12 protein-coding genes and 3 pseudogenes are annotated in these 19,018 nt (G+C 67.7%); 5 read left to right on the top strand and 10 right to left on the bottom strand.

Going from position 1 to position 19,018, the window contains the following annotated elements; all coding sequences use genetic code 11:
• The first annotated feature begins 154 nt into the window (after positions 1-154).
• Complete coding sequence (locus tag QA861_RS45510) at positions 155-1,591, top strand: RICIN domain-containing protein (protein ID WP_334594812.1); 1,437 nt, start codon at positions 155-157, stop codon at positions 1,589-1,591.
• Positions 1,592-1,959: 368 nt separating this feature from the next.
• Here QA861_RS45510 and QA861_RS45505 read toward each other — a convergent pair.
• Positions 1,960-6,097 (bottom strand): annotated as a pseudogene (locus tag QA861_RS45505) (WD40 repeat domain-containing protein).
• A 422-nt stretch (positions 6,098-6,519) separates the two neighbouring features.
• On the opposite strand from QA861_RS45505, the pseudogene QA861_RS45500 reads away from it, so the two are divergent.
• A pseudogene (locus QA861_RS45500) lies at positions 6,520-6,930 on the top strand (response regulator transcription factor); the annotation flags it as partial.
• Positions 6,931-6,973: 43 nt separating this feature from the next.
• Here QA861_RS45500 and QA861_RS45495 read toward each other — a convergent pair.
• From QA861_RS45495 to QA861_RS45480, 4 genes are all read right to left on the bottom strand, one after another.
• Positions 6,974-8,200: a sugar ABC transporter permease gene (locus QA861_RS45495; protein ID WP_443041663.1), complete on the bottom strand. Its 1,227-nt coding sequence runs from the start codon at positions 8,198-8,200 to the stop codon at positions 6,974-6,976.
• An 11-nt stretch (positions 8,201-8,211) separates the two neighbouring features.
• On the bottom strand, positions 8,212-8,988 hold the full coding sequence (locus QA861_RS45490; RefSeq protein ID WP_334594811.1) for an ATP-binding cassette domain-containing protein: 777 nt from the start codon (positions 8,986-8,988) through the stop codon (positions 8,212-8,214).
• 94 nt (positions 8,989-9,082) lie between these two features.
• Positions 9,083-10,201 carry a sugar ABC transporter substrate-binding protein gene (locus QA861_RS45485; protein WP_334594810.1) on the bottom strand — a complete coding sequence of 373 codons (1,119 nt, stop codon included), beginning with the start codon at positions 10,199-10,201 and terminating at the stop codon, positions 9,083-9,085.
• Between the two features lie 134 nt (positions 10,202-10,335).
• Complete coding sequence (locus tag QA861_RS45480) at positions 10,336-11,568, bottom strand: PP2C family protein-serine/threonine phosphatase (RefSeq protein ID WP_334594809.1); 1,233 nt, start codon at positions 11,566-11,568, stop codon at positions 10,336-10,338.
• A gap of 206 nt (positions 11,569-11,774) precedes the next feature.
• On the opposite strand from QA861_RS45480, the pseudogene QA861_RS45475 reads away from it, so the two are divergent.
• Positions 11,775-12,042, top strand: a pseudogene (locus tag QA861_RS45475) (hypothetical protein); the annotation flags it as partial.
• Here QA861_RS45475 and QA861_RS45470 read toward each other — a convergent pair.
• The 3 genes from QA861_RS45470 to QA861_RS45460 form a co-directional block, all read right to left on the bottom strand.
• Positions 12,015-12,722 carry a nucleotidyltransferase domain-containing protein gene (locus tag QA861_RS45470; RefSeq protein WP_334594808.1) on the bottom strand — a complete coding sequence of 236 codons (708 nt, stop codon included), beginning with the start codon at positions 12,720-12,722 and terminating at the stop codon, positions 12,015-12,017. The pseudogene QA861_RS45475 and the gene QA861_RS45470 sit on opposite strands and share 28 nt — an antisense overlap.
• A 2,003-nt stretch (positions 12,723-14,725) precedes the next feature.
• A complete protein-coding gene (locus tag QA861_RS45465) occupies positions 14,726-15,520 on the bottom strand; it encodes a protein phosphatase 2C domain-containing protein (protein ID WP_334594807.1) in 795 nt (264 codons plus the stop codon).
• A gap of 14 nt (positions 15,521-15,534) precedes the next feature.
• The gene (locus tag QA861_RS45460; protein ID WP_334594806.1) at positions 15,535-16,002 is read right to left on the bottom strand and encodes a hypothetical protein; all 468 of its coding nucleotides are present in this window, start codon (positions 16,000-16,002) and stop codon (positions 15,535-15,537) included.
• A gap of 159 nt (positions 16,003-16,161) precedes the next feature.
• Between QA861_RS45460 and QA861_RS45455 the strand changes: the two genes are divergently transcribed.
• Both QA861_RS45455 and QA861_RS45450 read left to right on the top strand, forming a co-directional pair.
• Entirely contained in the window at positions 16,162-16,470 is a 309-nt protein-coding gene (locus QA861_RS45455) for a transposase (protein ID WP_443041417.1), read from the top strand.
• Positions 16,467-17,339, top strand: a complete 873-nt coding sequence (locus QA861_RS45450) for an IS3 family transposase (RefSeq protein WP_334586132.1) — start codon at positions 16,467-16,469, stop codon at positions 17,337-17,339. Before QA861_RS45455 ends, QA861_RS45450 begins: the two co-directional genes overlap by 4 nt.
• A gap of 112 nt (positions 17,340-17,451) precedes the next feature.
• On the opposite strand, the gene QA861_RS45445 is transcribed toward QA861_RS45450, so the two are convergent.
• Positions 17,452-17,850, bottom strand: coding sequence for a hypothetical protein (locus tag QA861_RS45445; protein ID WP_334594805.1), 399 nt, complete (start codon positions 17,848-17,850; stop codon positions 17,452-17,454).
• Positions 17,847-18,695, bottom strand: coding sequence for an IS5 family transposase (locus QA861_RS45440; RefSeq protein WP_334594804.1), 849 nt, complete (start codon positions 18,693-18,695; stop codon positions 17,847-17,849). Before QA861_RS45440 ends, QA861_RS45445 begins: the two co-directional genes overlap by 4 nt.
• Positions 18,696-19,018 lie beyond the last annotated feature (323 nt).

The raw sequence follows: 19,018 nt of genomic DNA, 5'->3' as shown, positions 1-19,018 counted from the left end.
GACGAGGACGTCGTCAGGATGACCCACGAGAACGCGATGCGTACCGGCACTGTCGGTGAGGTGGGGCGCGTCGGGGTGATCGGTGCCCCTCGGGGCAGCCCGGCCTGCCCTGACGGCTCCTGACGGATGACCTTCCCGGCCGTAGCGTCGAACAGTGAGCCTATGGACTTCCCTCGAACCTGCTTCGACCACTGTGGATCCCGGCGGCAGCGCGACCGTGCGGCTGCGTCTGCGCAACACCGGTGACGTGGTCGACGAGTACCGCTTCGAACCTGTCGGGGCCCTCGCGCCCTGGACGACGGTGGAGCCCGCCTCGCTGCGGCTGTACCCGGGCACGACAGGGACGGTGGAACTGACCTTCGCGCCCCCGCGCACACCGGACGCGACCGCCGGCCCGAACGCGTACGCGGTACGGATCACGCCGACCGAGTATCCGGAGTCGACGACCGTCCCCGAGGGGAATCTGACGATCACCCCCTTCACGGAGGTGCGCGCCGAACTCGTACCCCCGACGGTGAAGGGCCGTTTCCGGGGACGGCCGAAGCTCGCTGTCGACAACCTCGGCAACACCAAGGTGACCGCGTCACTCAGCGGGCACGACAACGGCGACCAGCTGTCGTACGACATCCATCCGGCCAACATCCAGATCGAGCCCGGCCGTGCCGCGTTCGTGAAGGCCACGCTGAAGCCGCGGCAGATCATCTGGTTCGGGTCCAAGCAGGAGCAGCCGTACACGCTCGCTGTGAAGCGGTCGGGCGTGACGCCGCTCGCCGTCGAGGGCACCTATGTGCAGCGGAGTTTCCTGCCCGGCTGGCTCGCCGGGGCGCTCGGGATCTTCCTGGCGCTCGCCATCACGTTCGCGATGCTGTGGATCGCCTACAAGCCCCGGGTCGTCAGCAGCGCCAAGGAGTGGCAGGAGGCCGCCGTCAGCACGTTGCCGCCCGCCCTCTCGCCGCCACCGGCCCAGCCCTCGGCGCCCGCGGTGTCGGCGCCGCCCGCCGATCCTGACCCGCCGGCGGCTCAGCCGACTCCCTCGGCGCAGGCCGACGGCGGCGGGGGCGGCGGCGGGGGCGAGAAGCCCGCGCCCGCCAAGCCGAAGGCCCCGAGCGTGCTGCCCGCGTACGACGTCATGCTGCGCAACCCGACCACCAAGATGTGCGCAGATCTCCCGGCAGCCGACGACACCGACTCGAAGAACCGGGTGGTCCAGTCGACGTGCGACGAGAACTCCGCCACCCAGCGGTGGAACCTTGAGGTGAGGTACCCGAAGCTGGGTCCCGGCGCCACGGCTCTCTTCCAGATGCGCAATGTCAGGGAGGGGCTGTGCATGGATCTCGGGTACTACAAGGCCCAGCCCATCAGGTCCCCGATACTGCGGTACACCTGCGACGGCACGACCGCCGACAACCAGCTGTGGTGGCTTGCCAAGCAGGCGAGCGGCGCCTACTGGATCCGCAACTACGCGAGCGACAACGCGTGCCTGGACGTCGCGGGCTTCAGCACCGGCGGCAAGGGAACCAACCTCACGCTCTACACCTGCTCCAACACCGACGACCAGGAGTGGCAGATCATCCGGCCCGCGCGCTCATGACCCACGCTCACGCGACGGCCTGAGGACACAGAAGAACCCGACCGCTGGCGACGGGGGATGCACCAGCGATCGGGCTCTGGCCAAGGGTAACAAGACTGGCTGCTCAGTGGGAGCCGACTACTCCGCAACAACGACCAGTTGTGATCGGGATCACTCTCTTTAGTGCTCACTTCCGTACAACCGTTCCCCAACTACTTCCCGGTAGTTACGAGTACCGCCGCAGGACTTCCGAGTACGCCCCCTGCGTCGAACGCGTCGGAGATCATGAAGCATGCGCCCGGATGACTGGTACCTCACCGACGATGTGCCGCGTACGACTTCGGGTAGGCGGGATCTTTCCGCACCCCTGGCAGCTCACCCCCCGCAGCTCACCCGTCGCACGGTGGCTCGTACGACAGCTGCGGCAGATACTCGTGCCACCTCTCCGCCGTAAGCACGCCCCGGGTCGTCGAGCAGATGTGCTCGACGGCCCTGTCGACGTCGAGGTTCCACAGCCGGACCGTGTCCGCGCCGCTCGACACCCCGACGAAGTCGCCGTGGGGGCTGAACGCCAGGAAGTTGCCCGTCTTGGCGTTGGGGCTCATCGACTGGCCGATGGGTTTCGCCCTGGCGGGATCCCCGACGTCCCAGAGCCGGACGGTGTTGTCGTTGCCGCCGCTCGCCAGGACGTCTCCGTCCGGGCTGAACGTCAGTGACTCGACCGCCTCGGTGTGCCCGGTGAGAGGGGAACCCACGCTGTGGGCGTCGGCCGGGTCGGAGACGTCCCAGAGGCGGACCGTGCCGTCGTCGCTCCCGCTGGCCAGCGTCCGGCCGTCCGGACTGAGAGCCAGCTCGTTGACGGGACCGAGGTGTCCCCTGAGCACCTTGCCGAGAAGGGTGGCCCTGGCCGGGTCGGTGACGTCCCAGAGGCGGATCGTGCCGTCCGCGCTGGCGCTGGCCAGCGTCCGGCCGTCCTGGCTGAAGACGTTGGAGTCGACGTAACCCTTGTATCCGGTGAGCTGGGAGCCGAGCGGGCGCAGACGGGAAGGGTCGGCCGCGTCCCACAACTGCACGGTGAAGTCCTTGTAGGCCGTGGCCAGGATGCGCCCGTCCGGGCTGAACGCGATGGTGTCCGCGAACCGGGTTCTCAGTTTGACGGGGTCCGCGAAGGCGACCGGACGCTTCGGATCGCTGACGTTCCACAGCTGGACCGTGCTGTTTCCGCTCGCCATCGCGAGAACGCGGCCGTCGGGGGAGAACACCGGCGACCGTACCTCGCCCTCCCCGGGAGTGAACGGTTCGCCCTGCGTCACCGGGTGTTCGGGATCGGACACGTTCCACAGGCGGACCCGTCCGTCGCGCGAGCCCGTGGCCAGCAGCCTGCCGTCCGGGCGGAACACGCCGATGCGGCCGATCATGTCCGACGTCGGCAGCGACCACAGCCGCACCTTCCGGTCGCCGCTGCCGGTGGCGAGCGTACGGCCGTCGGGGCTGAAGCCCAGCGCGTACATCTCGCCGCTGCTGCCCGCGAGGGGTTCGCCGACCTCCGACGGGTACTGCGGATCGCTGACGTTCCACAGGCTCGCCGTGCCGTCCGCGCTGGCGGCGGCCAGCGTGGTCCCGTCCGGGCTGAACGCCACCGACCAGATCGCGTCGGTGTGACCGGTCAGCGGTGCGCCGAGCTGGGCGGCGTGCCCGGGGTCGGACACGTCCCACAGCCGGATCGTGTCGTCGGCGGCGCCGCTGGCGAGGGTGCGGCCGTCGGGGCTGAAGGCCACGGAGTGCACCAGGTCCGTGTGACCGGTCAGTTTTGTGTCGTACGGCTTCGGGTCACGCGGCTTCGACACGTCGTACAGCCGGATCGCCTTGTCGTCGCCGCTCGCCGCCAGTCTCCGCCCGTCGGGGCTGAACGCGATGGCGCGCACGGCGGCGCCCGCGCCCGTGAGGGTGCTGAGAGGGGCCGGGCGGGCCGGGTCGGCCATGTTCCACAGGCGGACCGTGCGGTCCTCGGCGGCCGAGGCGAGCGTGTGGCCGTCCGGGCTGAAGGCGATCAGATAGATCGTGCCGTCATGGCCGTTCAGGGGTGTGCCGAGGGGGCGCGGACGGGCCGGGTCGGTCACGTCCCAGCGGCGGATCGTGCCGTCGTCGCCCGCGCTGACCAGGGTGCGCCCGTCAGGGCTGAAGACCGCGCTGCTCACCCAACTCGCGTTCGCGGCGAGGGGCTTGCCGAGCGCCTTGGGACGCGCCCGGTCCGACACGTCCCACAGGCGTACGGTCCCGTCGTAGCTGGCGGTGGCCAGGAGCCGACCGTCGGGGCTGAACGTGGTCAGGTAGACGGCGCCGGTGTGGCCGGTCAGCGGGGTGGCCAGCGGGGTGTTCACGATCGAGATCAGACGGCTGCGGGTGCTCGCGTCGTCCGGACGGAGACCGTGGGCGACCAGGCTGAGCTGCGCCGACAGCGACGGGTCGCTGGACTGGACACGGTCCGCCTCCGCGAGCACGTTCTCGAACACCGCGTCGTCGCGCTGCTGCCGGGCGATCAGCGCCGCGCCCCCGGCCAGCAGGGCCAGTACGACCACGGCGGCGACGGCGGCGCGGCTGATCAGGACGGTACGCCGGCGCAGCTTGACCGAGGCGGCCAGGAACTGCACCGCGCCACGCGTCAGGAAGGTGTCACCGGCGGACTTGGCCCAGGTGTGCGCCTGTTCGAGCCGGGAGCCCCGGTAGAGGAGGGAGGTGTCGCGCTTGGACTCCTCCCAGGACCGGCTGTCGTCCTCCAGTCGCTGGCGCAGCAGGTTGCCGCCCCGGTCCTCGTCGATCCAGTCGCGCAGTCGCGGCCAGGCGTGCAGCAGTGCCTCGTGGGTGATCTCCACGCTCTCCGAGTCGAGCGTCACCAGCCGGGCGCGCACCAGCGCTTCGAGGGACTCCTGCGTCTTGTCCGGGTCCGCCGACTCGGCGGTCAGCTGCCGTCGCGTACCGCGTCTGCGCGTGGCCTGGGTGTCCTCGCCCAGCCGTACCAGCCGGAGCAGCAGCAGCCTCGCGGCGGTACGGGCCGCCGGGTCCAGGCCGGTCCAGGCGCGCTCGGCGGTCGCCGCCACCGCTCCCTGGATACCGCCGGCCGCGCGGTAGCCGGACAGCGTCAGCCGCCCCGCCTTGCGGCGCTGCCAGGTGGCGAGCAGGGCGTGCGAGAGGAGGGGCAGGACGCCCGCGTCGTGCGTGCCGCGCGGTCCGTCGGCGCTCACCTCCCGCACGATCAGTTCCGCGAGCCCCGGTTCGAGCTCCAGGCCGACGGCCTTGGCCGGCCCGGTCACCGCGTCCCGCAGCTCGGCGGTGGTCAGCGGTCCGAGGACCATGTGCCGGTGCTGGAGCGCGTCGGCGAGTTCGGGATGGCGAAGGCACTGGTCGTAGAAGTCGGCGCGCACACCGAGGACGACGAGTGCGGCGGCCTGCTGACCGGGCCCGGGGGGGCGAGGAGGCGGCGTGGAGGAACTGGATGAAGGTGTTCCGGACCGTCTCGTCGGAGCAGAGAGTGAACGTTTCCTCGAACTGGTCGACGATGACGACGGGGCGACCGGAGGAAGAGAAAGGGACTGGGGAAGACGCAGGGGAGGAGACAGGAAAAGCGGCAGTGGCGGAAGCAGTGGCGGAGGCGGAGATAGGGACAGAGGAATCGGTGGAGGCGTCGGGGGCGTCGCGGCGGGACCAGGCGGTGACCGTCTCCCGTACCGCATGGGCGAATTCGGGTGTACCGGGCTCGGTCGCCGGCTGTCCGGCGGGGGTGAGGATCTCCGAGAGAGCGGGTATACGGCTGGTCAGTTCGGCGAGGGGATCACTGCCCGGGACGAGCTGAAGGATCTCGGGGGCCGGCCGGCCCGGGCCGCCCAGTGCCCCTTCGCGCAACGCGGGCACCAGCCCGGCGCTCAGCAGGGAGGACTTGCCCGCCCCGGAGGCGCCCACGAGCATCACCAGACCGCCGCCGGCGCCGCTCTCCCCGCCCGCCGTGGTCCCCGCCGAGTGGAGCTGGGCCAGGAGGGCGTCGGTGCTGCGCTCCCGGCCGAAGAACCACCGGGTGTCCTCCAGGCGGTACGAGGCGAGGCCCCGGTAGGGGCACACCCCGGCCGGCACTGCCGCGACCTCGGCGGCGGGCGGTTCCTCCTCGTCCAGGGGGCCGGTGACCCGGCCGCCCACCGGGTCGGCGACGGCGCGTTCCCACAGGCGCTGCCACTGGACCATGTCGTAGAGACCGGGGGAGACGGGCACGGGCCGGGCGCGCCGGGCCTGCGGCACGAGGACGCTCAGTACGGCGGCGAGGGCGGCGAACTGGGCGGGCGCGTTCTTGGCGCGCCGCCAGTCGCTGATCCGCTGTACGGAGACCCGCACGGGGCGGCCTCGCTCGTCGACCCGCTGCAACTGGACGACAGCTTCGGCCACCCGTTTGAGGGGAGGATTACCGGCCTCCTTGTACAGCAGTGAGAGCCGCTCCGCGAAGGCCGTGCGTGCCCCTGAGTCGGAACTCAAGGTCTCCACCCCTTACTTCCCACGCGTGCGTCATCCGGTGTCATCCGGACCGGAAAACCCACTCTATACGGCTGACCTGCGGTTACGTCGTGGGCCCTGCACCGGAACCTCCTCTCCTGGAGCCGGAAATGGCAGGATCATGCCGCAACAAGGAACCAGCCGCGTGGCGTCCACCCGGACCACCAGCGCAGCGATCCCAGGGGCAGCTCGGAGGCCGGACGTTTTCGGCCACAGCTACCTGGATTCGCCAGCCGGGTGAGTCGGTAGCGCCACGCGGGTCGAGATCCGCGGAACCGGCACCATCCGGACTCCTCCCGGGTCCCTGTCCATCGTTCGGCACCGGTCCCCACGTGGGGAGGGACCGGTGCCGATCGGCGTTGCGGGGGCAGTACGGTGCTGTGACGCGCAGGACCTCGCTGGGGGAGAACCCGTTGAGCGCTCGGATTCTGGTCGCCGAAGACGACGAGATGCAGTCCCGCCTGATCCGGATCTACCTGGAACGGGAGGGCAACGCCGTGCAGGTGGTCGGCGACGGCCGCGCGGCGCTGGACCAGGCCCGCTCGACGAGCCCCGACCTCATCGTGCTGGACGTGATGCTGCCCCTGGTCGACGGACTCGACGTGTGCCGCATCCTGCGCACCGAGTCGGACGTACCGATTCTGCTGCTCACCGCGCGCACCACCGAGGAGGACATGCTCCTCGGCCTCGACCTCGGCGCCGACGACTACCTGACCAAGCCGTACAGCCCCCGCGAACTGACCGCACGGGTACGGGCCCTGCTGCGCCGGTCCCGGAAGGCGGGTGCGGCGGCGCAGCCCTCGGTGCTGCGGGTCGGCCAGGTGCCTCCTCCCCCGGCTTCAGCCGGGGGAGGAGGCACGGTCGTTCTCAGGCCCGTGCGCGTGACTCAGGGGTGCGCCGGCCCAGCGAGTCGAAGATCACGGCGGTGATCAGCACCCCACCGGTGATCATGTACTGGACCGCAGTCTGGACGCCCAGCAGCGCCATGCCCGAGGCGATGGACTGGATGATGAGCACCCCCAGCAGCGCGGACCAGGTCGAGCCGCGCCCGCCGAACAGGCTGGTGCCGCCGATGACGGCGGCGGCGACGGCGTTGATCAGCAGCATTCCGGAGCCCGAGACCTGGCTCGCCGAGGTGAACCGCGACGCCACGAACAGCCCGCCGAACGCCGCCAGGGCCCCCGACACCATGAACACCGAGATCCGTACGCGCGTCACGTCCACGCCCGCCCGCCGGACCGCCTCCGCACCGCCGCCCAGGGCGAGGACCTGCCGCCCGTAGGGCGTGCGGCGCAGCAGGAGGTCCGTGGCGACGATGACCGCGAGGAAGATCAGCAGCGCCAGTGGCAGCCCCTCGAAGCGGCCCAGTACGGCGACGGTGGCGAACGCGACCGCCGCGAGCAGGGCCGTACGCATCCAGATCTCGCCCACCGGCCGGCACGGCATTCCGGCGCCGGCCCGGCGGCCCCGGTCACGGAGGGAGATGAGCAGGTAGGCGGCCGTGCAGAGCGTCGCCAGGCCGTAGGTGAGGACGGGGGCGCCGATGTACCGGCTGGTCAGCTCGGCGACCAGGCCGTCCTCGCTGAAGTGGATGGTGTTGTCCGGCCCGAGCAGGTAGAGCATCAGACCGCTCCAGGCCAGCAGCCCGGCAAGGGTGACGACGAAGGCGGGTACGCGGAACCGGGCGAAGAGGAACCCTTGGATCGCCCCGATGGCCGTACCGCAGACCACCGAGATGATGACGGCGAGCCATTCCGTCATGCCGACGTCCACGTTGAGCGCCGCGAACATCGCGCCCGACAGCCCGGCGAGTGAGCCCACGGAGAGGTCGATCTCACCGATCAGCAGCACGAAGACGATGCCGACGGCGACCATGCCGGTCCCGACGATGTCCACGCTGAGGACGGAGAGGTTGCGCGGCGAGAGGAAGCGATCGTTGAGGCACTGGAAGACCACCCAGGTCGCGGCGAGCGCGAGCAGCACCGGGGCGGGACCGAGCCCGCCTTCGCGCGCCCTGCGACGCAGGGCGCCGACGCCCGCGACAAGACGCGGCTTCACCTTCCCGGCCACACCACTGACAGCCGCACGTCTCACAGCCGTACCTCTCACGGCCACACCTCGTCAGGGTGCGGCCGGTGGGCCACGGCGTGGTCCGCCGCGCCGGTGATGGAGGAGATGATCTGCTCCTGGGACGTGGTGTTGACGTCGAAGAGGCCGTTGTTGCGGCCCAGGCGCAGGACGGCGACCCGGTCGGCGACGGCCTTGATGTCACTCATGTTGTGGCTGATCAGCAGCACTCCGAGCCCCTGGTCGCGCAGCTCCTCGATCAGATCGAGGAGCTGGTTGGCCTGCTGGATGCCGAGGGACGCGGTGGGCTCGTCGAGCAGCAGGAGCCGGGGCGAGGCCAGAAACGAACGGATGATCGCGACGACCTGCCGCTGACCGCCGGAGAGGCCGGCGAGCGGTACCCGTACGTCGGGGATCCGGATGGACAGGGTGTGCAGCAGTTCGAGGGTGCGGCGCTCCATCTCGACCTCGTCGAGGACGCCGAAGCGGTGGATCTCCCGGCCGAGGAAGAGGTTGGCGACGACGTCGAGGTTCTCGCACATCGCGAGGTCCTGGTAGACGGTCGCGATGCCCAGCAGTCTGGCGTCCTGGGGGCGCCGGATCTGGACGGCGTGGCCCTCCCACTCCACGACCCCGCGATCGGGGGGTCCGACCCCCGAGATCACCTTGACCAGGGTGGACTTGCCGGCGGCGTTGTCACCGACGAGGGCGACCACCTCCCCGGCCCTGACCTCCAGCTCGATGTCGACCAGTGCCTGTACGGCGGCGAACCGCTTGGAGACACCGCGCAACGCCAGCAGGGGCTGACCGGGCACGGGGCCACCTCCTTCGGATGCGTCAGTTCCTTCGGGTGTCTCAGTTCCTTGGGGTGTCTCAGGTCCTTCGGATGTGCCAGGTTCTTCGCTTGCGTCAGGTGAGTCCGGCCCGGTCACAGGCCGCCCGGAGAGCAGGTGTACAGATCTGGTCGACGGTGTACATGCCGTCCTTCACCAGGGTCCTCCTGATATCGCCGACAGTCACCGGGACGGACGGCAGCAGAACCGCCGGTACGTCCTTGGTGGTGGGGCTGTCGACGCTGCCGGTGGCGATGGCCCCGATCTTCTCGCCGCGTCCGAGGGCGACGGCCATCTCGACGGTCGCGTCGGTCGCGCGCTTGTAGGGCTTGTACACGGTCATGTACTGCTCGCCCTTGACGATGCGCTGTACGGCCAGGAGGTCGGCGTCCTGACCGGTGACCGGGGGCAGCGTCGCGACCTTGGCGGCCTTGAGGGCGGAGATCACGGCGCCGGCCATGCTGTCGTTGGCGGACAGGACGCCGTCGATGTTCTCGGCGCCCAGGGCGGCGATGGCGCCGGTCATGTTGGCGTAGGCGTTCTCGGGCCGCCATCCGACGGTGTCGTACGACTTGCCGATCGTCACCTTGCCCTTGAGTACGGCGAGGGAGCCGCCCTTGTACCAGCCGGAGTTGGGGTCGGTGGTGGCCCCGTTCATCATGACGATCCGCCGGCCGTCGCCCCTGGCGCTCATGGCCTTCAGCAGGGCCTCCGCCTGGAGCCGCCCGACCACCGCCCCGTCGAACGTGACGTACCCGGAGATGGGCCCCTCCGCGAGCCGGTCGTAGGCGACGACGGGAATGCCGGCCCGGTGCGCGGCCTCGACGGACGGACGCATCAGCTGGGGGTCGACGGCGGCGAGGATGACCACGTCCACACCCCGGGTGATCATGGCATCGAACTGCTGCTGCTGAACCGCCGGGTCGGACGTGGCGGCGACGGTCGCGGCAGGGCAGTCCGGGCACAGCACCTTGACCTGCTTCTCGATCAGCGGCCGGTCGAACCGCCCGAACCGGGAGTCGCCGCCCCCGGGCATCAGTACACCGACGTTGATGCTGTCACCCTTGCCACCACCGGCGTCCTGGCCGCCACAGGCTCCGAGAAGGCTCAGACCGACGGTGACGACGCCGATGACGGCGACGACGGGAAACCCACGCTTCACTGCGACTGCTGAATGGCCGGCACCGAGACTCATGTTCGGTTCCCTTAAGCTTTTGTGCAGTTTTGGCACATAGTGAAACATAATCCCAATAGGGGCTTATGTGAACTTAGGGCCAGCGTAGCCAAGCTGTCGAGGTCGCGCTCGGAGTCGGCAGCCGCCGGGACGGTTCAGAGACGCAGGACGATCAGGGCGGTGTCGTCGGTGTGCCCGGCGGGCGGCAGAAGGTCGGTCAGAAGTGCGTCGGCCAGGGCCTCGGGCGCCGAGCGCCGGTGGTGGGTGAGGGAGTCGGCGAGGCGGGCAAGGCCGGTGTCGATGTCCTCGTCACGGCGTTCGATCAGGCCGTCGGTGTACAGCACCAGAAGGGAGCCCTCGGTGAAGGGCGTACAGGCCTCGGGACGGGCGGCGCGCTCGGGTCTCGCACCGAGCGGCGGGTCGGTGGCCCCGTCGAGGAAGGCGACTTTGCCGTCGGGGTGCACGAGGGCCGGCGGAGGGTGGCCGGCACAGCTGTAGGTGATGGTGCGGCTGTCCCAGTCGATGAAGGTCGTCACGACGCTGGCCGACTGCGCGCCCTCGACGGAGTCGGCGTACAGATCGAGGGCGTCCAGGGCCTGGGCGGGCCCGCCCGCGACCCGGGTCGCGCCGCTCAGGGCGCTGCGCAACTGGCCCATGGCGCAGGCCGCCGCCAGCCCGTGGCCGACGACGTCACCGACCGCGACCGCGAGGCTCCCGCCGGACAGATCGACCAGGTCGTACCAGTCGCCGCACACGTTCAGCGTGCCGACGGCGGGCTGGTAACGCACGGCTGCCGCGTGCGGCCCGGTCGGGCCCGGCGGGGGCAGCATCGCTGCCTGCAGCGCCAGGGCGACCTCGCGTTCACGGGCGTGCGCCGTACGCAGCCGCTCGTTGACCTCCTGCAGTTCGCGGGCCCGGGTGTACAGCTCGGCCTCCAGCGCGTGGGCCTTGCTGTCACCGTCCGGAACGCCGAAGGCACGGATGAACTCGGTGACCTCCTCCACCCGGTGCACCACCAGGGCGACGTGCCCGTCGAGGCCGAGGACCGGCGCGTTGACCGGGCTCCAGTAGTGCTCCTGCCAGTGGCCGGGCCGTTCCGGGTCCTCGATGTCGTAGCGGAGCAGCGCCATCGTGTCGCGCTCGCCGGTGGCCACCGTACGGAGCATCGACGTCTCGGTCTCCCGCATGCTGCCGGCGACGGCCGGATCGTCGGGATTCTCGGGGAAGACGTCGAAGATGTAGCGGCCCACCAGCTGCTCGCGGGTGCGCCCGGACAGCCGTACGAAGTCGTCGTTGGCGTCGGCGTACACCAGGTCAGGGGTGAGCAGGGCCACCATGCCGGGCAGGGCCCGGAAGACCGCCGCGTAGTCGATCTGCGGTTTCCTCATGTGCTGCCCTGTCTGTTTTACCTGTTTTCCCTGTTTGGCCAGTCTGCCTCGGCGCCGGGTCGAGTACACAGTGCTTTGCCGGTGGTGGTGCCGGGTGAGGGACTGCCGGGCTGCTCGATCGGCGGATCATACGGGGGCGCGATGGGCCAGGCGGTGACCGCAGCCATGCTGCGGGTGGCGGATGTGCACACGTCGTACGGTCGGGGCGCAAGCACGTCGCCATCGCCCGCGCCCTGGCCAACAGCCCTTCGATCCTCACCGCCGACGAGCCGACGAGCCGACCGGCAGTTGGACGCGGAGACCGGGCACTCCGTGAGGGAACTACTGCGCGCGGTCGCCCGCAGCGAACAGATCACGGCTCTCGCGGCCACCCATGACAGAACACTCCTCGACCTATGCCAAGGGTTCCATGGCCGCGCGGCGAGTGATCGACAGTTCCGGCCCGCTCATGGCGCTACGCCGCCGCGTTTGTAGCCATCCCACAACCGCCCACCGACCTGCCCCAATACCTCGTCCACCACGTCGACGAGGGACCCGACCTGACCGGCCAGCACCGCTTGAACGGCGTTATGCAGGCGCATGCTGAGCCCTGGTGCCGTGAGTTCAAGACGGCGTGCCATCCACTTCCCGCCTCCACTCCAAGAACCACCAATGGCGAGCGCCAACTCGCTTGTTCGTCGCGCCAGTTCGATGGCGATGAACAGCCGCTCGCCCTGGGCGGCGCTCCCCGAGAGGTCGTCGAGGAGGTCGGTCATCCCGTAGCGGAGGTCATCGATCTCTTCGACCGACACGGTAGGTGGCCCCGCGGTGGCCAGCTTCCGAGCTTCAGCGGCGAGGCGCGCGCCGACTCCATCGGTGTCCAAGAGCAGCAGCCCGTCTGCGCACATCCAGAGCAGTGGCGACCGGCGCTTGCGTACTTCCCGCTCGACGTAGTCGTACCAACTCGCCTCGGTGTGCACGAACAGCTCCACCGGCCAGTCATCGTGCCGGAAGCTTGCCCGGTAGGGGGCAGGGGCTCCATAGAGCAGCACCACGATGTCAAGGTCAGACATCGGAGTGCGGCGGCCCGTCACGACGCTGCCTCCCAGGAATGCCGCCCGAGCTTTGGGGTGGTGTTCGTCCACCACGGCACGCGCAGTGTCAATCGGGTCCATGAAGCAACTATCTGCGCCCTGCCGGTCGCACGCATGGGGGTTTCTTCGCCCGCACCAGCAGGGGTGCGGCGGCATCAGTTCGATGGGGGCAGACTGAAAAGATCTCCCATAGGACTGGGGGTCGAGCTGGGCGGGCTGCCCGTGGCCTGGCAGCTCAGCGCCAGCCCGCATGCGACTTCCGCGATGACGGAGGCCCCCTTGCGGGAGCCGCTCCCTGATGTCGCTCCCAAAGCGGGGCCGCACAACAAATCAGGCCCGGTGCTGATCTCTCAGCACCGGGCCTGACCTGGCGTTTTACTGTCGGGGTGGCGGGATTTGAACCCACGACCTCTTCGTCCCGAATTAGGCCCTGGAAGATCGCCGACCTGGGGATCGCACCAAAAATGCAGGTCAGGGCGTCGGTAGGTGTCGGTCTCCGGTGGTGTTACGGGGTCGCGATCTCAAGATCGTCTCCAGGATTTCTCCAGAAGGCATAGCAAGGCTGCGAGCAGAGGCTTCAGGAGGTCGAGAGCAGCATTCAGGGGGTAGCTCGCGACACGAGGTACGTAGCCAACTCTACAACCGCATGTGAACTTCCGACTCAGGACACTGGACGACACTGGACGCCATCAAGAAGGGCTCATTTTCTGGCCGAAATACGAGTTCCGGGCCGGAAGGAATGCATGCTATCGCACCAACCGAACCTCAGATCTTTCTCAACTTCCATATTTTTCGTTGACACGAACATGCGGATATGGAAATTTGATGAGCGTCAACTCCAATGACCACCTAAGTTGAGGAATGGAGTAGCAGTGCGTACTACAACCAGGATTTTCTTGGCGGGGTTCGCGATGCTCGGCTTTGCTCTTGCGGTGCCTATCACCGCATCGGCCAGCACCAGCGCGACGCAGTCACACCCAACCGGCTGCAATTCTGGAATCGCAGATCCTTACCGGACCTGGGCCGGGTGCAGGCACAGTAATGGTGGCCACTACCGGGCCATCGCAAATTGCAAGGACCCCGAGACCGGGAAAGTGACGACGGCAGAGGGGAACTGGCAGAGCGGTGGTGGACCTTCCTTCGCGTACTGCCAAGGATCCTCTGCGCCCTCGGTTGCAGGCTTCGAGACAAAGTACAACTAAGGGGCGTACGAGGTATCCAGACGCCACGCAGGCGGCATGATCCAAAAGATCCGATCAAGAAGGAGTTAGAGGAAATGAAGAAGCGTTGGTCAGCACTGGTGTCCGCGGGCGTTCTGGCAACGTCCGTCCTTGGCCTTCAAGGCACGGCATCGGCAGCTACCACAGGGTCCATCACAATAAAGTCCGCCCCAACCGGTTGCTCTTACCAGATAGTGTCATACGACGGACATCGGGGTTCGCAGGCCGAGTGCACAAGGAGCAATGGTGGGCATTACAAGGCGATCGTAGTGTGTAGGCGAATTATCGTTTCTGACGAAAGGGTGTCACGCGAGGCGGGAGTCTGGAAGGCCAGCGGGATCTCTATCGTGTGGTGCCCGCCGGAGACAATCCCTGAATATGCGGGGATCATGACGAAGACTTCCTAGGCGCCTGTATAGAAAGGGCCCGTCAATTTACTGACGGGCCCTTTCTGTTCGTTCAGGTGAATGACGTCAGGGAGGCTTTCCAACTTGATTGAGTAACAAGTCGGTTGCCCAGAGCGGCCCTTGAGGGAAAGGTGAAGCTCCTGGTACTCAGGTTGAACTAGCCCTGCCTGAGCGATCACCAGGGTTCGATGATCAGGCCGGTCCCGGCGAGGCCGCCGTCGACCTTAAGGGGATGGCGGAGGAGGAGTCACGCTTAATTTATGGGAATTAACGAAACCGAAGGTGAAATGCAAGAGGTTTTGATGTCAGCCATCCCGTGGTCAAAGAGAACAGAATATTCGAGTGCACTGAGCCGCTCGGGACATCAGCACCTTGCTGAGCGCGTCGAAACGCCTCAGCAATACAGTGATGAACCTCCATTCTGACGGGCGTATGACCGCACTTTCCGCTGGTTAAGTCACCATTCGCAGAGGACGACCGTTGCGTCATCCCCAGACTTGTAACGTGGCCACCGGCGTCCAGTGGGGTCCGTAGCCTCAACCTTACGTACGGCTGCGATCAAATCTCGGGGCCCGCCCGCGCGGAGCGTCGCGAACACATCGGACCAGGTCGCCATTTCGTATTCGGTCACGAGTCTCGATACGCCATCGGACATCACGGCAGCGGCCTGCACCTCGCTCAGTGATGTCATGCCAGTCAAGGCGTGCCCCGCTGCTTCTGGATCTGCCGCAGCCACCCAGTACCCCTCTGGCGTGTTGCGCACCTCCCTCTGAGCGAGCACGAGACGTTGCAGGGTTTCTCTGTGCTCCGGGGTGTGAGTCTCGTGTTGCTCAACCTCGGCTCTTATCTCGGGAAGAACATCGTCCACCCGAAGGTCAGTGAACACTGAGTAGCCTTGTGGTCCCTCGAAGACGATGGGCGAGTCAGCGAGGACGAGGTGGTCAAGGATTCCGGATCGGTGCCGCAGGACGGCGACCGTGGCTGATGGTGTCCCGGGATTTTTGAGGTCGCACTCTGGATGCAGCTTCGCAACGCGTTCGAGGGCATCACTCAAGCCGTCTGCGAGTTGACGATCCATGTCTGCAAGCGCGGCTACAAGTTGGCTCCCGAGGTGCGCCACGTACCACGGGACGCCATGTCGACATCCCGTGGTCAGGCCTGCTGTGCTGAGTCCGTCCAGCACGACAGCGAGCGTGGGGGTTCCGGCTCCCCAGTCCTCGTTGGGGTTTGCTCCCCCGGGGTGTGTGTCCATGCAGACGCGCATACTCATCCCTCGTGTCGGTACAGCGGGGTGACGCGGCGGCTCTCCAACACATCGAGCGTATCGGGGTCGTAGCGACAAGAAATGAGCGTTGAGAACCGACGGGTGCGGACCTCTCGATACAGCTCAGCAAGGTTGTTTTCCAGGTAGTGCACGACCCCGTTCGCGCCTATTGAGTGGATTCCGGCGATGTACAAAAACGTGCCACGGCCGTCCAGCCGAGGAAGCCGGCCTAGGTAACCGAAGTCGCCTGCGGTGCCGTCCTCGTCCATCGGCGACCGGTACTCCGTCCCAGCTTTCTGGTCCACCAGGTGCCAGGCTCGGTCCTTCTTGAACCGCAGGTTGTCGTCTCCTTCGAGCACCTGGGCGACGATGGGCGACAGTCGCGGTCCGCAGACGACCACGTGATTTTCACGGTTGAGGTTGACCATTCCCGTTGTCGGGATCACCTCGTACTGAGCCTCAAGCTTCATGCCGGCCAGCAGCTTGCGCAGGTGGTCGAAGTTGTTGAGGTCTTCCCTGGTTACAACCTCACTCGGATTCTGATCGGGGCTCTTGCCTGCCTCAGTTGGGCTTGATCCGCTTTGACGGACATTCGAGATCAGGGGTTCTGCCCCGGGAGGATGTCCATCATGGAGAGCATGGGGAAGAAGAAGCCTCGCCCTCGCCGTTCGTTCACGCCGGAGTTCAAGGCCGAGATCGTCGAGCTGTGCCGACGCGGTGACCGCTCGGTCGGTCAGATCGCCAAGGACTTCGATCTGACCGAGACCGCGGTGCGGCTGTGGGTCAGCCAGGCCGAGGTCGACGCGGGCGAGCGGGACGGCCTGACCAGCGGTGAACGCGAGGAACTGGCGTCCCTGCGGCGGGAGAACCGCCGGCTGCGCGAGGACGTGGAGGTCCTCAAGCGTGCGACGGCTTTCTTCGCGAAGGAGACCCGGTGACGGTCCACCCGTTCATCGAGGCGGAGAAGCGTGCAGGTCACAGCGTCAAACGGGCGTGTGAACTGCTGAAGGTCTCCCGGACCGCCTTCTATGCCCGCCGCACCGGCACGCCCGGTCCACGCGCGGCCCGTGACGCCGAACTGGCGGCACAGATCACCGATGTCCACATGCGATCGCGGGGAACCTACGGTGCCCCGCGCGTGCACGCCGTGCTCAAGCGGGCGGGTGCCGGGTGCGGGCGGCGCCGCGTCGCCCGGCTGATGCGGGCAGCCGGCCTGCAGGGCAGGCATCGCAGACGGCGGCACCTGACGACGGTCCCCGATCCGCGGGCTGTTCTGCGGCCCGATCTCATCGTCCGCGACTTCCAGCCCGACCCCGACGGGCTGAATACCCGCTGGTGCGGCGACATCACCTATATCGCCACACAGGAGGGCTGGCTCTACCTGGCCACCGTCATCGACATCGCTTCCCGCCGCGTGGTCGGCTGGGCAACGGCTGATCACCTGCGGACCGATCTCGTCGCCGATGCCCTGACGAACGCCTGCCGGCAACGTCGCCCCACCGCTCCGGTGATCTTCCACTCGGATCGCGGCTGTCAATACACCAGTCAGCAACTTGCCGCGCTGGCAGACCAGTTGGGGGTGCGTCTGTCGGTCGGCCGCACCGGGCAGTGCTGGGACAACGCACTCGCCGAGTCGTTCTTCGCCACCATCAAACGCGAGTTGCTCGACACCACCGCCTGGCCCAGCCGGGCCTCCGCCCACACCGCGATCTTCGATTTCATCGAGGGCTGGTACAACTTGCACCGTCTGCACAGCAGCCTCGGCTACCGCAGTCCCGCCGAATACGAGACCGCATCCGCAGCCTGACCACCACACCAATGGTGTCCGTCAAAGCGGAACAAGCTCACAGGGGCGGTTCGTAAGGTGATGTCTGTTTCTGGTTGAGGCTGAGCAAGGTCGCTGGTGGAGGTTCCGTCGACTATGGCTTCCTGGCGAAGTTGCCGGGGTCGGGCTCGGTGAGGATCCCGAGTTTGACGAGGCGTTTCAGCTTGGCGCGAGTGCCTTCGACGTTTTTCGGCAGCAGTTCGTGCCCGAGGACTTCGCAGACGTCCCTGGCCCGTAGCGGCCCGGTCGCGTCGTTGAACGTGGCGAGGACGCGGGGGTAGTCCGGGTGCTCAGGCAGGTCGGGTGTGTGGGCCGGGAGTCGGTCGGCGAGGCCGGTGACGGTTGTGCGGGTGATCGCGAGGTGCTCCAGATGGGTCTCGGCCTCCCGCAGTCGGGTCTGCAAGGCGTCAATCTGTGCGCGGAGGTCGTCGGCCAGGGCCCGGGCGGCGTCTTCCTGGAGGCCCAGGGCGTCGAGCAGGGGCTGGATGATCACGCTGCCACCGCCTGCGCTTCGCGCCAGGTGGGAGCGTTCGCGCCGGTGAGGCGCCGGGTCATGACGTGGGTCATCGCCCAGTAGACACGGGAGGCGGAGGAGGAGGGGCGGTGCTCGTAGTCGCGGACCAGCCGCCGGTGCAGTATCAGGATCCCGTAGGTCTGCTCGACCCTCCACCGCTTCGGCTGCGGCACGAACCCCTTGACCTGCGGGTCGCGTGCGACGATCTCGACGTCGATTCCCAAGGCGGCGCCGTGCGCGACGACCTGATTCTTGAAGCCCTGGTCGACCAGGGCTTTGCGGACGGTTCCGCCGGCGTGCTCGGCGACCTGGTCCAGCAGGACGATGCCCGCGGCGTTGTCGTGGGTGTTCGCGGCGAGAACGACGACTGCGATGACCAGGCCGAGGACGTCCACGGCCAGTCCGCGCTTGCGGCCGGGCACCCGCTTGGCCGGATCGTGGCCACTTGTGGAGGCGGGGACCCCGGCGGCCACGTGGACACTCTGGGTGTCCAGGACCACCAGGGTCGGGTCCTCTAATCGTCGGGCCCTCTCCCGGACCTGGCAGCGCAGGAGTTCATGGATGACCTGGTCGGTCCCGTCGTCCCGCCAGGCCGCGAAGTAGTAGTACGTTGCGCTCTTCGGCGGCAGGTCGTGCGGGAGATAGGCCCACTGGCAACCGGTCCGCCCCTGGTAGAGGATCGAGTTCACGATCTCCCGCATGTCGTAGGCGCCCTGATGACCGCTGACCGAGCGGTGCCTATCCTTCCACGCGGTGATCACCGGCTCGATCAACGACCACTGCTCGTCCGATAAGTCACTCGGGTACGGCTTGCGTTCACTCACCCGGTCACATCACCAGATCACCCACCGCGAACCGCCAAAGTCCGCCCCGCAGCCACACGATCAGGCGACAGCAGACCAACTCAAAGACTCACGAACCGCCCACTGAGAGGACGTTCGTGGTACTTACGTGATGGTTTGAGGTGGTTGTGTCGTGCCGGGTTTGGCCTTATCCAGGCAGAACAAGTGATTTGCGGTTACAGCTTCAGCGGGCGTGACTTTGCGTTTCAGCCCGGTTTCAGCTGATAGCTCCTGTCCGGTTCGAGGAACCTACTGAAAGCGGCTTTTGGCTCGCTCGATCGAGCGATATGCCCGGTCCGGGACCC

It is taken from the genome of Streptomyces sp. B21-083 (genome assembly GCF_036898825.1).
In the GTDB taxonomy this organism is placed as follows: Bacteria; Actinomycetota; Actinomycetes; order Streptomycetales; family Streptomycetaceae; genus Streptomyces.
This window is presented reverse-complemented; position numbering and strand designations above follow the sequence as displayed.

Excerpts from the sequence above, each read along its gene's own strand:
- QA861_RS45460 (WP_334594806.1), bottom strand. The coding sequence starts at position 16,002 with ATGAAGCTTGAGGCTCAGTACGAGGTGATCCCGACAACGGGAATGGTC.
- QA861_RS45470 (WP_334594808.1), bottom strand. The coding sequence starts at position 12,722 with ATGGACCCGATTGACACTGCGCGTGCCGTGGTGGACGAACACCACCCC.
- QA861_RS45485 (WP_334594810.1), bottom strand. The coding sequence starts at position 10,201 with ATGAGTCTCGGTGCCGGCCATTCAGCAGTCGCAGTGAAGCGTGGGTTT.
- QA861_RS45480 (WP_334594809.1), bottom strand. The coding sequence starts at position 11,568 with ATGAGGAAACCGCAGATCGACTACGCGGCGGTCTTCCGGGCCCTGCCC.
- QA861_RS45465 (WP_334594807.1), bottom strand. The coding sequence starts at position 15,520 with ATGGACACACACCCCGGGGGAGCAAACCCCAACGAGGACTGGGGAGCC.
- QA861_RS45455 (WP_443041417.1), top strand. The coding sequence starts at position 16,162 with ATGGAGAGCATGGGGAAGAAGAAGCCTCGCCCTCGCCGTTCGTTCACG.